This window comes from Streptomyces sp. NPDC038135 (assembly GCF_055601245.1).
In genome coordinates, this window is the sequence record NZ_JBVJXS010000016.1 from 1 (window position 1) to 12,429 (window position 12,429).

11 protein-coding genes are annotated in these 12,429 nt (G+C 69.6%); 7 read left to right on the plus strand and 4 right to left on the minus strand.

Annotated elements, in window-relative coordinates; translation table 11 throughout:
• Nucleotides 1-230: 230 nt before the first annotated feature.
• Complete coding sequence (locus ACZ7JA_RS35130) at nucleotides 231-668, minus strand: hypothetical protein (protein ID WP_470812420.1); 438 nt, start codon at nucleotides 666-668, stop codon at nucleotides 231-233.
• A gap of 617 nt (nucleotides 669-1,285) precedes the next feature.
• Here ACZ7JA_RS35130 and ACZ7JA_RS35135 point away from each other — a divergent pair.
• Nucleotides 1,286-3,142 carry a helicase associated domain-containing protein gene (locus ACZ7JA_RS35135; RefSeq protein WP_470812422.1) on the plus strand — a complete coding sequence of 619 codons (1,857 nt, stop codon included), beginning with the start codon at nucleotides 1,286-1,288 and terminating at the stop codon, nucleotides 3,140-3,142.
• On the plus strand, nucleotides 3,115-3,897 hold the full coding sequence (locus ACZ7JA_RS35140; protein WP_470812424.1) for a helicase associated domain-containing protein: 783 nt from the start codon (nucleotides 3,115-3,117) through the stop codon (nucleotides 3,895-3,897). Before ACZ7JA_RS35135 ends, ACZ7JA_RS35140 begins: the two co-directional genes overlap by 28 nt.
• Before the next feature lie 215 nt (nucleotides 3,898-4,112).
• On the opposite strand, the gene ACZ7JA_RS35145 is transcribed toward ACZ7JA_RS35140, so the two are convergent.
• Together ACZ7JA_RS35145 and ACZ7JA_RS35150 are read right to left on the minus strand one after the other, a co-directional pair.
• Nucleotides 4,113-4,754: a uridine kinase family protein gene (locus ACZ7JA_RS35145; protein WP_470812426.1), complete on the minus strand. Its 642-nt coding sequence runs from the start codon at nucleotides 4,752-4,754 to the stop codon at nucleotides 4,113-4,115.
• A 752-nt stretch (nucleotides 4,755-5,506) separates the two neighbouring features.
• A complete protein-coding gene (locus tag ACZ7JA_RS35150; RefSeq protein WP_470812428.1) occupies nucleotides 5,507-6,052 on the minus strand; it encodes a TetR/AcrR family transcriptional regulator in 546 nt (181 codons plus the stop codon).
• 677 nt (nucleotides 6,053-6,729) lie between these two features.
• On the opposite strand from ACZ7JA_RS35150, the gene ACZ7JA_RS35155 reads away from it, so the two are divergent.
• From ACZ7JA_RS35155 to ACZ7JA_RS35175, 5 genes are all read left to right on the plus strand, one after another.
• The gene (locus ACZ7JA_RS35155) at nucleotides 6,730-7,569 is read left to right on the plus strand and encodes an oxidoreductase (RefSeq protein ID WP_470812430.1); all 840 of its coding nucleotides are present in this window, start codon (nucleotides 6,730-6,732) and stop codon (nucleotides 7,567-7,569) included.
• Nucleotides 7,570-7,668: 99 nt separating this feature from the next.
• Nucleotides 7,669-8,550: an SDR family NAD(P)-dependent oxidoreductase gene (locus ACZ7JA_RS35160; protein ID WP_470812432.1), complete on the plus strand. Its 882-nt coding sequence runs from the start codon at nucleotides 7,669-7,671 to the stop codon at nucleotides 8,548-8,550.
• A 254-nt stretch (nucleotides 8,551-8,804) separates the two neighbouring features.
• The gene (locus tag ACZ7JA_RS35165; protein ID WP_470812434.1) at nucleotides 8,805-10,256 is read left to right on the plus strand and encodes an aldehyde dehydrogenase; all 1,452 of its coding nucleotides are present in this window, start codon (nucleotides 8,805-8,807) and stop codon (nucleotides 10,254-10,256) included.
• A 62-nt stretch (nucleotides 10,257-10,318) separates the two neighbouring features.
• Nucleotides 10,319-10,741 carry a carboxymuconolactone decarboxylase family protein gene (locus ACZ7JA_RS35170; RefSeq protein WP_470812436.1) on the plus strand — a complete coding sequence of 141 codons (423 nt, stop codon included), beginning with the start codon at nucleotides 10,319-10,321 and terminating at the stop codon, nucleotides 10,739-10,741.
• Between the two features lie 81 nt (nucleotides 10,742-10,822).
• On the plus strand, nucleotides 10,823-11,602 hold the full coding sequence (locus ACZ7JA_RS35175) for an SDR family NAD(P)-dependent oxidoreductase (RefSeq protein ID WP_468894000.1): 780 nt from the start codon (nucleotides 10,823-10,825) through the stop codon (nucleotides 11,600-11,602).
• Between the two features lie 225 nt (nucleotides 11,603-11,827).
• Here the strand turns inward: ACZ7JA_RS35175 and ACZ7JA_RS35180 are convergent, their stop codons facing one another.
• Nucleotides 11,828-12,277, minus strand: a complete 450-nt coding sequence (locus ACZ7JA_RS35180) for a hypothetical protein (RefSeq protein ID WP_470812439.1) — start codon at nucleotides 12,275-12,277, stop codon at nucleotides 11,828-11,830.
• Nucleotides 12,278-12,429: the final 152 nt, after the last annotated feature.

A 12,429-nucleotide genomic window follows, 5' to 3' on the forward strand; every position in this document is an offset into this window, starting at 1 on the left:
GGAGCGTTGGCGGCTCGCTGCGCTCCCCGCTCAACCTGCCTGCTGCGCAGGCTGGTTGGCGATTCCTTCGCTGCGCTCCGGAATCGAGGCCGCTACGCGGCCTGGCCCTGGGCTACGCCCGGGGCCTGGCGGTCCTCCGCTGCGCTCCGCACCGCAAACCCTCGCACTTCGTGCGAGGGCTAAGGGCCGCGCTCCGCGCGGCCCGAGCTGGCAGCAAGAAGGGGGCGGGGTCAGTCCTGCTCCGGTCTGCCTGCTGGCGGCCACGTCCACGGCTTCGCGGGAGGCGGTGGCCCTTCCATGGCGCTGCGGAACTTCTCCTTCAGACTCTTCGGCGGAGCCTCCTTACCTTCCCGCGAGTGCATGAGCCGGGCCGTGGTCACCCGTATATGGCAGCCACGGTGACGGTGCCTCACCAGCACCACCCACGAACCGTCCTGAGCGAGAAAGGCATGCCGGGCCGGCTCGTCTCCCGGCTGCATGTGCCGGGCCAGCACTCCCGGCACGTAATGCAGCGCCGCATCCTCCGCCGCCGCGGCCGCCTCCGCCTCATCCCGGCCGATGTGATGCGTGCCCACCAGCATCCACCGGTGCAACCTCAGCTCCACGCCCTCAGGGCGCTCAGTTATCCGGGTGTCCTCCTCGATGAGGACGTACCACTCGGCAGTCACAGCCGGCCTTTCTCTGTCTTCCGGGGGCCTCACATGCCCCCTCTGCCGGCGCAGCCCGGAGGCAGGGAGTGGGGGCGGAGAGTGGGGAGTGGGCGCGGCCTTGTACTACTCGGGTTCCTGACCACGCGTCATCCTCCATGACGCGTGAAGCCCAACACCGACCCCCACCAGCCCCGCCGCGACCAGGAAAACCCGGAACGGCAGCCACCAATCCCCATGCGAGACCGCGAAAGCCAGCATGACCACCCCCGCCACCAACGGCCCGCCGGCCCTACGCAACCACAGTTCACCGCTCACTACGGACCCCGCCCTCTCCCCCTGCTCTTACCTCAGTCGACGCGCAGGATACGGCAGGAAGGGGACGTCGATGCGTCGGGGTTCGTCCCTCCTGTCGTTGGTGCTTCATTTTGTAGTTTCGATAGACTCTGGAATTGTTCGGGAGTACCGTTCAAGTCAATCGAACCAAGTGTGATCCACTCTCAAACTGACTGGTACGGGGTTCCTGATCCTGCTGCGGTTTCGTCCCGCTGCAACCGGATCAGGGCTCCTGAGTGCAGCTTCACTGGTCATGGCGTGCTCGACGAGCCGCTCAGGGCCCACGGGGAAGGCAGATCAGGATGGCAGTGAAACAACTCCGCCCTCACCAGCGTGAAGCCGTGAAAGCGGTACTTGGCGCGCTGGAATTCCCTGCAAGATCCAATATGCCGGAGCGCGGGCTTCGCACGCAGGTGGTCATGGCCACCGGATCCGGCAAGACCCTCGTCGCAGTCCGCAGCACGGAAGAACTCCGAGCGGGCCGTGTGCTGGTACTCGTGCCCTCCCTGGACCTGCTCGCACAGACCGAGACCGCCTGGCGTGAGAGCGGCCGCAGGGGGCCGATGATCGGGGTGTCGTCCCTGCGCGGAAGCGAGGCGGGCTTCGCGAACACCACGGACGTGGACGAACTCGTAGCCTGGGTGCGGCCCTACGACAAGGTCACCGTATTCGCCACCTACGCCTCCCTCGGCCTCGGCACCCTCGAGCGCGCCCACGCCGCGGGTCTGCCAGGGTGGGACCTGATCGTCGTGGACGAGGCGCACCGGACCTCCGGACGGATCGGCAAGCCCTGGGCAGTCGTCCACGACAACACCCGCATCCCCGCCCTACGTCGGCTGTATATGACCGCGACCCCGCGGCTGTGGCAACTCGACGAGGATGCCAACCATGAGGCGCCAGGCGGGCCAGGCGGGCCAGGGGAGCTGGTGCCAGGCGGGCCAGGGGAGCTGGTGGCGTCCATGGACGACGACCCCGCAGGGCCGTTCGGGAAACGCTGCTACACCCTCACCCTGTCCGAAGCCATCGACCGGGGCATCTGCGCCCCCTACCAGGTCGTGTGCCTGGACATCACCGACACCCACCTCCAGGCCACTGTGCTCCTCGGAGCGGACGGGCGTTCCGAGGCCGTGCGAGGGGCCCGTCTCGCCGCCCTGCAGACCGCGCTGGTCAAGGCCTCCGCGGAGGAAGGCTTCCGCCGCACGCTCGTCTTCCACCACCTCGTGAAGGAGGCCGAGGCGTTCGCGGCCGGCCTGCCCGGCGTCGCAGAACGGCTCCATGCCGTTGATCCGGGGCTGTACCCGCGCACGGTCTGGGCCGACTGGCTGTGCGGTGACCACCGGCCCGACCACCGGCGCCGGGTCCTGGATCAATTCTCCCAAGGGATCGCTGCCGACGGCACCGTCGTGGAAAAAGGCTTCCTCAGCTCGGTGAGAGTGCTCGGCGAAGGCGTCGACACCCGCGAATGCGACTCCGTCTACTTCGCCGACGTCCGCGGCTCCATGCCCGACCTCGTCCAAGCCGTCGGCCGCGCACTCCGCCTACGGCCTGGAGAGGGCAAGATCGCCTCGCTTGTGGTGCCGGTCCTGCTCGGACCGGGCGAGACAGTGGACAGCATGCTCACCAGCCGGGCGTACGGAGGGCTCGCCAAACTCCTCGAGGCACTACGCGCGCACGACGCACGCGTCGTCGAGGCACTCGCCGAACCCCAGGCACGCAGCCGCGTGCGAGGCGTCCAAACCCGCTCCGCAGACGACACCGACGAGGACAGAGAAGGCCCGGACGCCGGTGAGCAGGCCCGGCTGTCGGTACCGGCCCGGGAACTGCTGAAGTTCTCCACACCCCGCGACCCCGCCCAGCTCGCCGCGTTCATCAACCTCCGCGTCCTCCACCCCGAACACACCCACTGGCGCCGCGGCATCGAAGCCGCCACCCTCTACCACCGGCACCACGGCGACCTGCGCGTGCCGTTCACCTACCGCGTCCCCACCACCGGCGGCGACGACCAGCAACAGCAGACGGAGGTGGAGGTCGGGAGCGGCGAGGGGTGGCCGGCCTCACTCGCCGGCTTCCCACTCGGACAATGGATCGCAACCGGCGCCTCTACGCCCGCGGCGACATGGACCCCGACCGTGTGGCGCAGCTCGAGAAACTCGGCATGATCTGGTCCCACTACGACACCGCCTGGCAAGAAGGACTCACCGCCGCCCGCGGCTGGGCCAAGCAGAACGGTCACCTCGCAGCACCGACCGACGCCACCCACCAGGGCTACCGGGTCGGGCTCTGGCTGAAAAACCAACGAGCAGCCGCCCGACGAGCAGCAGTCGACGAACAACGGCACGCCCAAGGGCTGCCCGTTCAGTCGGCGGCCGGCGCGCTCTCCCAGGAGCGGCGCGAGCAGCTCGACGACATCGACCCCGCATGGTGCCCCACCTGGTCAGTTGCCTGGCAACGCTGCTTCCACCTCACCCGACAACACCTCGCCGCCAGCGGCGCGCTGCCCACCCAGCCCGGCGAGGTCGTGCACCAGGGCGAAGATCTGGGGCGGTGGGTACGCGCACAGCAGCTCGGCTGGAACCAGCTCACCGGCGCCCAGCAATGGATGCTGGAGCACATCCTCGGAATCACACCCGCCGACGACGACGAGAAGCCCAGACCGCGGCGCAGCCAAGCCGACAAGTGGGCTCTCAACCTCGCCGCCGCCACGCAGTACTACCAGCGCGAAGGGCATCTACGCGTACCAAGGAAACACATCGAACGGATCCTCGTCGACGACGGCGACGGCCGTGGCAATGAAGGGGCGGAGGAGCATCACCTGGGGCTAGGGGCCTGGGTAAGCAACCAACGCTCCAGAGCTGCGTCCCTCTCCCCCGACCGCATCGAGCAACTGGCCGCCATCGGCATGCGATGGACCTAACCGGCACCAGAACCGACCGGCCTGGCGCAGCCGGTACACCGCCGAACTGACCGTGAAGCGTACATATGGCGTACGGGGTGCGTACCAAGCCCTCGACCGGCAGAAACTCTCCCGATACCGAGTCGCAGCCAAGCTTTGGCGGCCGCCGCTAGCAAAGTTTTCCCGGCCGAGCAGGCCTACTGCCCCGCATTCGAATGCTCGCCCACCGGGACATGTCACATCGCGAGCGCCGGGACCCCGGGGGTATCGGGCACTCCGCAACCCTCTCGGGTCTGCGAGGGCGCCGCGGGCGGTGGGGTAAGGGCCGGTCCGATCAGCGGCATGACGGCCGTCAGCATCTCCGCCTCGCTCGCGGTTCCGTCCACGATCAGATCGGCCGCTGCCCGGGAGGGCGCGACATGGGCCGCGTGGCGGTCCCTGCCGGTCTGCAGATAGTTGCGCAGGGACAGTCGGGGGTCCTGTCGCTGCGCCTCGATCTTCCTGAGGATCTTGCGGGCCAGGCGTATGTCGTCGGGGGTCTCGACGTACACCCGCCACGCCGCCCGCCTCACCACGGACGGCAGTGACAGCGCGAACAGGCCCTCGACCACCACCAGCAGCACGCCGGGGCGCTGCAGCGCTGCGTCGATGGCGTGTGCCGCCGCTGTCTCGTCGATCGATCCCGGATGGTTCCAGTCGAGGACGGCGTGCCCGTCGGCGCTGACTGTCCACACACCCCTCAGGGGGTCGTGGGCGGGCACGTAGTAGTCGTCCAGATGGATCAGCGTCACGCTCTCGGGACACTGCAGCGACAGGGCCTCGGCAAGGGTCGACTTGCCGGATGCGGTGCCACCTGCAACCGCCAGTACACCCGTCATAACGGGCGCTCCTCATGTGCTCAAAGGGGGTGGACGAAGCGGCCGGACGAGCCGGGTCCAGGGAATGTACGGCGGTGTGATCGCCGCTGGCAAGCAGGGAGACGCGGCCCGGTTCAGCGGAGCCAGGGCTGCGATCTTAGGTTGACCTGCGCACGGTCTCGGCGACGCCGTGGACCTTCAGCGTGGCATGACGGCCCTGGGCGCGGGGGGGGGCGGGACGTCGAGTGCCGGGGACGAGTGGTCATGCGTCCGGCTCGGCGTCCGTTCGGATGGCGACGGGCTGTCCGTCGGGGTCGTTCCAGACGGCGTCCTGCCGCGGCGCGAGGTTCTCCGGCTTTGACTGGCCCAGAACGCTTCCGGATCATGTCCGGGGACGACAGTCTGGACCTGCTGGAATCCCTCGCGCAGTTCTCGGGCCCGCCTGATGCGCGGGGATCAGATCCGGAGTCCGCTCGTGACGCTCCTCTCGCTGGGGGCCTGCGTGGTCGTCTCCAAGGCGAGATCCCCGCTCGCGGCTGGCGAAGGGCTGAGTGGCGCGCTGATGGCGCTGCTCGAACGGCTCGGCACGCTCACCAACCCGGCCGTTGCAAAAACGGTCCTGGCCCGCGAAGGTCGATCCGGCGACTGCTACCGGAGTCGACGCGGACGCATCAGACCGCGCGGTCGAAGCCCGGCGCGCGGACGGCAGATGCAAAGCATGCGGGGACTGGCGGCCGACAGAGCGTTGCTGCGGGGGCGCGGCGGGCCGTGCGTCAGGCTTGACCGAGCCCGTTCAAGAAGGTGCCGGCTACGAGGTCGGCGGCCTGCGGGGGCTCGATGCCGGGGAACCCGTGGGCCATGGTGTCGACGAGTTCGTCGAGGACAGCACGTGCCCAGGTGGCGTCGACGTCGGCGCGCAAGTGGCCCTCGTCGATGGCGCGCCGCACGAAGGCGTCGACGCGTGCGCTCTGTTCTTGGCGGCGGGCGTTGGCTTCGGGGTCCTTCTGCATCATGCGGCGGGTGTTGACGGGCCACTCGCGGCTGACCGGAATGATCCCCTCCAGGTAGCGGTGGAGGGCCACCGGCACGGGGGCCTCGGTCAGCCGCGCCTCGTCCAGCACGTGCTCGGCCGAATCGAGCTTGGCCTGGAAGACGGCGCTGAGCAGTGCCTCGCGGTTCGCGAAGCGGCGGTGCACCGTGGTGCGGTCCACTCCAGCGGCAAGGGCGATGGCCGCCATGGACGTGCCCGGGTTCTCGGCCAGGAGGCGGGCCCCGGCGCGCAGGACTGCGGTCAGGTTGCGTGCGGCGTCAACTCTCATGATCCGAAAATTTTACACGTATGTGGCACTTGCATCACCATCACCGATATGCGAGATGCAGGGGCACCGGGTGACCGCAACACATATGTTGCCCTTTCGGTTTCCTCGCCTACGGTGGACCAACTTGGCACCGCCCTTTTGCCCGGCCGAGCGGACTGGCACACCCGCAGTCGCAGGAGCGGGTGAACGCCTACACCCGTGCCATCTGGCGGGCGGTCGGCATCGAGGCCGTGGCCGCGCTGATCGTCCTGGTCGTGGGCAAGCTGGCCGGGCTCGGCCACGGTCAGCTCCGACTCCGGCGCAAAGGACGGCGAGGCCGGGCGCGGCCGTCCCCGTCATGCACTGACAGCCCCCGCCGGCCTGCCCCCAGGCCTGTCCCGGCCGCCCCCACCCCCGCAGCCCCCTCGCAGGCCACGACACCACCGGTCACTGCCGTGTATCCGTGCACGGAAGTGAGCATGTGCATCACTGCGCCCAGCCCGCTCCCGCTGGGCGCGCACCCTGCCCCACGGGCTTCGGACAGCGATACCTGGGTCTCACCTGCACCCTGTCAACCACATGTGAGATGCAATACACCATTTCAACGCAACGATCGTGTTGCACTTATGGAGATTTTGTCTACAGTGAAGTTGCTGTCCCGGCGAGGCGGCGTACGAACGAGAAACGAGGAACACGCAATGTCACGGACTTGGCTCATCACGGGTGGTTCGCAGGGACTGGGCAAGGCTCTGGTTCTCGCGGCACTAGAGGCCGGCGACCGGGTCGTGGTGACCTCCCGTAACCCCGGCTCCCTGACCGATCTCCAGGCCCAGTACCCCGAGCACCTGTCGGCCGTCGCCCTAAACGTCACCTCCCCGGTTCAGGCCAAGGAAGTGGTGGCTGCCGCGGTAGAGCGCTTCGGCTCGATCGACGTGCTGGTCAACAACGCCGGCTACGCCACCAGCGGCTCCATCGAGGACTTCCCCGAGGACGAGTTCCGCGCCCAGATCGACGCCAACATGTGGGGCGTGATCAACGTGACCCGCGCCGTGTTGCCGGTGATGCGCGGCCAGCGTTCCGGCCACATCGTGCAGATCTCCTCCATCGGCGGCCGCGTCGGTGGAACGCCGGGCCTCAGCGCCTACCAGACAGCGAAGTTCGCGGTGGAGGGCTTCTCCGAGGTGCTGGCCAACGAGGTGGCTCCCTTCGGCGTCAAGGTCACCATCGTTGAGCCGGGTGGCATCCGCACCGGATGGGCGACGGGCGCCGCCGAGCCGTCCGGCCCCGTCACCTCCGACTACGAGGAGACCGTCGGTGCCTGGCTGGGCACCTTCGCCCAGTACGCGGGCAACGAGCCCGGCGACCCGGCCCAGATGGCCCAGGCGATCATCGGAGCGGTTCTAGCCCCGAAGCCGCCGCGGCGCCTGCTGCTCGGCAGCGACGCCCTGGGCCTGGCGATCACCTCCGAGGAAGGCCGTCTCGCCGAGGCCACGGAATGGGCCGAGGTCAGCCGTTCCACGGACTTCCCCAAGGACTGACGCCCCCGCCGCGGGCACGGCGCAAGGCCCGCGGCCCAGAGCTCGCGGAGAACCGGGGCACCCAAGTGCTCCGGGCCCTAAGTACTGGGAGGGCAAGCAGTGACCAAGACCTTTCTGATATCCGGCGCGGCCGGCGGCCTCGGCGGCCAGGTCGTGGAAGCGGCTCTGGCCGCAGGCCACAACGTGATGGCGACGGACCTCACGCCGGGCGCCGTCACCGCTCCCACCCAACATCGTGACCGGCTGCTGCTGCGGGCCATGGACGTGACCGACCCGGCAGCCGTAGGCGACGTGGTCGCCCAAGCGGTCGCGAAGTTCGGCACTATCGACGTGCTGGTGAACAGCGCCGGCACCCGGGGCGTCGGCTCGATCGAGGACATGCCCGAGGACGAGTTCCGCCGCAACGTAGAGGTCAACTTCTTCGGCGCGGTCAACACCGTACGAGCCGTGCTCCCGGTGATGCGGCCCCGCCGTTTCGGCAGCATCGTGAACGTCTCTACCGTCGGCGGCCGCCGCAACCAGCCCGGACTCGGCGCCTACCAGTCCGCCAAGTGGGCGCTGGGCGGCTTCACCGAGATCCTCGCCCGCGAGGTGGCCCCCATCGGCATCCGCGCCATCCTGGTCGAGCCCGGAGGCATCCGGACCCCCTGGGCGGCCGCGCCGATGCCGATGCCGCACGTCCAAGCGGAGTACGAGGAGACGGTCGGCAGGTTCGCCCGTACCTACGGCAACAACCCCGACGTGCAGCGCGGCGACCCGGCGAAGATGGCCGCCGTCATCCTGCGCCTCACCGAGGAGCCCAAGCCCCCGGTGCGGCTCCTGCTCGGCTCCGACGCCGCCTGGATTGCCCCGCAGATCACCGACGCGCGGGCCGCGGAGGACGCGGCCTGGCGCGAGGTCAGCGCCTCCACCGACCTGGACGGTCTCGGTGACTTCGCCGACACCGAGGTCGCACGGATGGTCCGCCCCGCCCGGAACTGAGCCCCGCCCCTCACCGGCGAGCCGGTCATGCCGCGCGGTGGACGCCACGCCCGCCCCTCGCGGACTTCTGCGCGCATCCCGGCATGCGCCTCAGTCCGTGCGACCACGGACCCGGACCGCGGCGTGGACACCCGGCCGCACTGCCACACAGCCTCCCGCTAGTGAAACTGCACCTGGGCGCGCACCTCAAGGGGGTGCCCCCTATCCCCTCCCCCTCACCCCACCCGCCTTTGACACCAAGGAACCGCAAAGACATGTCTGTGCGCGACAAGCTCTACATCGGCGGCGCCTGGGTCGCCCCCAGCAACCCCGACCTGCTGCTCGACATCCACTCTCCGCACGACCAGTCGGTGCTGGGCAGCGCCGCCCAGGCCGCGCCCGCCGACGTCGACGCCGCCGTCGCCGCTGCCCGCGCGGCCTTCGACGACGGCCCCTGGCCGCACACCACCCCCGAGGAGCGCCAGGCGATCGTCCGCCGCTACGACGAGCTGCGCATTGCCCACGCCGACGAGGTCGCCCTCGCCATCTCCGTCGAGAACGGCTCGGCTCACTGGTTCACCAAGGCCGGCCAGCCCTTCCTGAGCCGCCAGGTCAAGGCATACCTGAAGGCCGCCGAGGAGTTCGGCTGGGAGGAGATTGTCGAACCCTCCGACGGCTCCGTCGCCTTCGACACCATCGTGCGCCGCGAGGCGATCGGCGTGGTCGCCGCCGTCATCCCATGGAACCCGCCGTTCTCCGCAGCCACCGCCAAGCTGGTCCCCGCCCTGCTGGCCGGAAACACCGTCATACTGAAGGTGTCCCCGGAGAACTCGCTCAGCATGGCGCTGCTCGCCGACCTCTGGCACGAAGCCGGACTCCCCGAGGGCGTGCTCAGCATCCTTCCCGCCGACCGCGAGACCAGCGGATACCTCGTCTCCCACCCCGACGTCGACAAGATCTCCTTCACCGGCTCCACCCGCGCGGGCCGGCGCATCGCCTCCATCGCCGGTGACCACCTCAAGCGGGTCGGCCTGGAGCTGGGCGGCAAGTCCGCCGCCGTGATCCTGGACGACGCCGAACTCGACACCGTCATGCAGGGCCTGCGGTTCGGCTCCCTCGGTAACAACGGCGAGGCGTGCATCCTTCAGACCCGCATCCTCGCCCCGCGCAGCCGGTACGAGGAGGTCGTCGACGCCGTCAGGACGATGGTGGAGTCCCTCACGGTCGGCGACCCGGCCACCCCGGACACCTTCATCGGCCCGATGATCCGCCCCGACCAGCAGCAGCGCGTCATCGACTACATCCGCGTCGGCATAGCGGGGGGCGCCCGGCTGGTCACCGGCGGACCGCAGATCCCCGAAGACCTGGAGAAGGGCAACTACGTCACCCCGACTGTCTTCGCCGACGTCGACAACTCCATGCGCATCGCGCAGGAGGAGATCTTCGGCCCGGTCCTGTCCGTCATCGCCTACGACGACGAGGACGACGCCGTCCGCATCGCCAACGCCTCCGCCTACGGCCTGTCCGGCGGCATCTGGACCACCGACCCTGAGCGGGCCCTCGCCGTCGCCCGCCGCATCCGCACCGGCGGCGTCATCATCAACGGCGCCGGAATCAGCTTCGACGGCCCCTTCGGCGGCTACAAGGCCAGCGGCGTCGGCCGCGAGTACGGCAAGGTCGGTCTCACCGGCTACGTCGAGCACAAGACCATCACCCGGCCCCGCTGACCCGGCACCCATCCGTCCCCGCCGGGAGCGGACGGGCCCGGCCCGAACGAAGGAGCACCGCCATGATCTCCGACGACGACTACCAGGAAGCGCTGGCCACCGCCGGAAGGCTGCTCGGGCACCCGCTCGAACTGCCCCTCGCACCCGGCGAACCGGCTTCCGGGAACGACTTCCGCAAGGTCGCCACCGCGCACGCCTTCGCGGACTCCTGGCCGCGCACCGCGGCGCTCTCCACCCACGACCGGGCCCTGGTCTCCGTCGCCGTCGCCGCCACGCTCGGTGCCTTCGAGCCGCTGCGCGGACAGCTCCGCATCGCCCTGCACAACGGGGTGACCCGGGAGGAGATCGTGGACACCTTCATCCACATCGCGGTCTACGCGGGCGTCGCCCGTGCTTTCGAGACCTACCGGATCGCGCTGGACGTCTTCGCCGAACTCCCCCGGCAAGCCGAACAACCTGACTCCACCACGACGACGGAGTCCTGACGGCGGGGGCCGCCCACCGGTGCACCGCCGGGAACGGCTCGCCCCGCCGTCGTACCGAAGGAACGGGAAAGGACAAGCAGGATGGACCTGCGACTGACAGGACGCCGGGCGCTCGTGACCGGCTCCAGCTCCGGCCTCGGCCACGCCATAGCCCGGCTGCTCGCCGAGGAGGGCGCCGACGTCGTTGTCCACGGCCGGGACGCCGACCGCACCCGGCGGGTCGCCGAGGAGATCGGTGCCGCCGGGGCCGTCGTCGGCGACCTCGCCACCGACGAGGGCGCAGACACCGTCGCGCACGCCGCGGGCGACGTGGACATCCTCGTCAACAACGCGGGTGCCTACGGCCACGTCGGCTGGGACGCGGCCGACGCCGCGCTGTGGACGCGCACCTACGAGGTGAACGTCGTATCCGGGGTCCGCATGATCCGCCGCCTGGTGCCCGCGATGCGGGAGCGCGGCTGGGGCCGGGTGATCCAGATCGGCGGTGGCCTGGCCAGCCAGCCGATGGCCGGCCAGCCCCACTACAGCGCCACCCTCGCCGCCCGGCACAACCTCGCGGTCTCCCTGGCCCGCGAGCTGAAGGGCACGGGAGTCACCTCCAACACCGTCTCGCCTGGCGCCGTCATGGTCGGCGCGGTGCGCGACCTGCTGACCGACATGGCACCGGAGCGCGGCTGGGGCGAGGACTGGGCGGAGATCGAGACCAACGCCGCCGAGGAGTTCGTCCCCAACGACATCCGCCGCTTCGGCCGCCCCGAGGAGATCGCCGGTGCCGTCGCCTACCTGTGCAGTCCGTACGCCGACTACGTCAGCGGAGCGACCCTGCGGGTGGACGGCGGCACCATCCGGTCCGTGGTGTGACGGGTAGTGCACTCCACAAACGCGAAGGCTCCGCAGGCGCGCCACCCCGCCGTCGACGATCGCCACGCAGAAGCAGAGGCCACCTCCCTTTCACCGGAGCGTGTGGAGCAGCTCACCGATACGAGACGGCGTGGTGCTACTTCTCGTCGGTGCCAGCTTCCCCGCTGACAGACTCCTGGATGTCCGAGTGCGCCTCGTGCGGCAGGTCGGCGAGTCGGCGAGCAGCTACCAGGGTGGGCGGCTGTCGCGGAGTGCTTCCGGGGTCTGGTCGGGCAGGGTTGTGTCTTGATCGGTGCGCAGCAGCATGCCCGGGTCGGGTTCGAAGTCGTCGTTGGGCGGTGCCGGCTGGTGGAAACGCTCGGTGCGCGGGATGGTGACTTCCACCAGCTTGTCCTCCGTGAACATCCATAGCCCGAAGCAGTCGTCGTCCTGGTCGCGCAGCAGCACTTGCACCGTGTGCGGATGCGGCCACGGCAGCGACTCCAGGTGCTTGAGCAGGCCCTTGCGGGCACGCATCTTCTCGAACTCCAGAGCCCATCCGAACTCGTAGCCCCACTGCCCCGCTATCGGCACGAAGCGGCCTCGCCACATGCGTTCCGGGTCGTCCCGGGTCAGCGGTTCCATGACCTCGTCCGACCAGCGGGCGAGCACGATGATCTCGCCATCTCTACTCATGCCGGAGTATCACCGCATCCGCCCAATCCTCCGCAACCAGATTCTTCAACCCGCCGACGCAGGCAACGGATTGAGACGCCCGGTGCCCCTGCTCCCTCTACCAGCACGCGACCTGTACGCGCCCGTGCTCGTCCAGGTGTTCACCGCTCCGG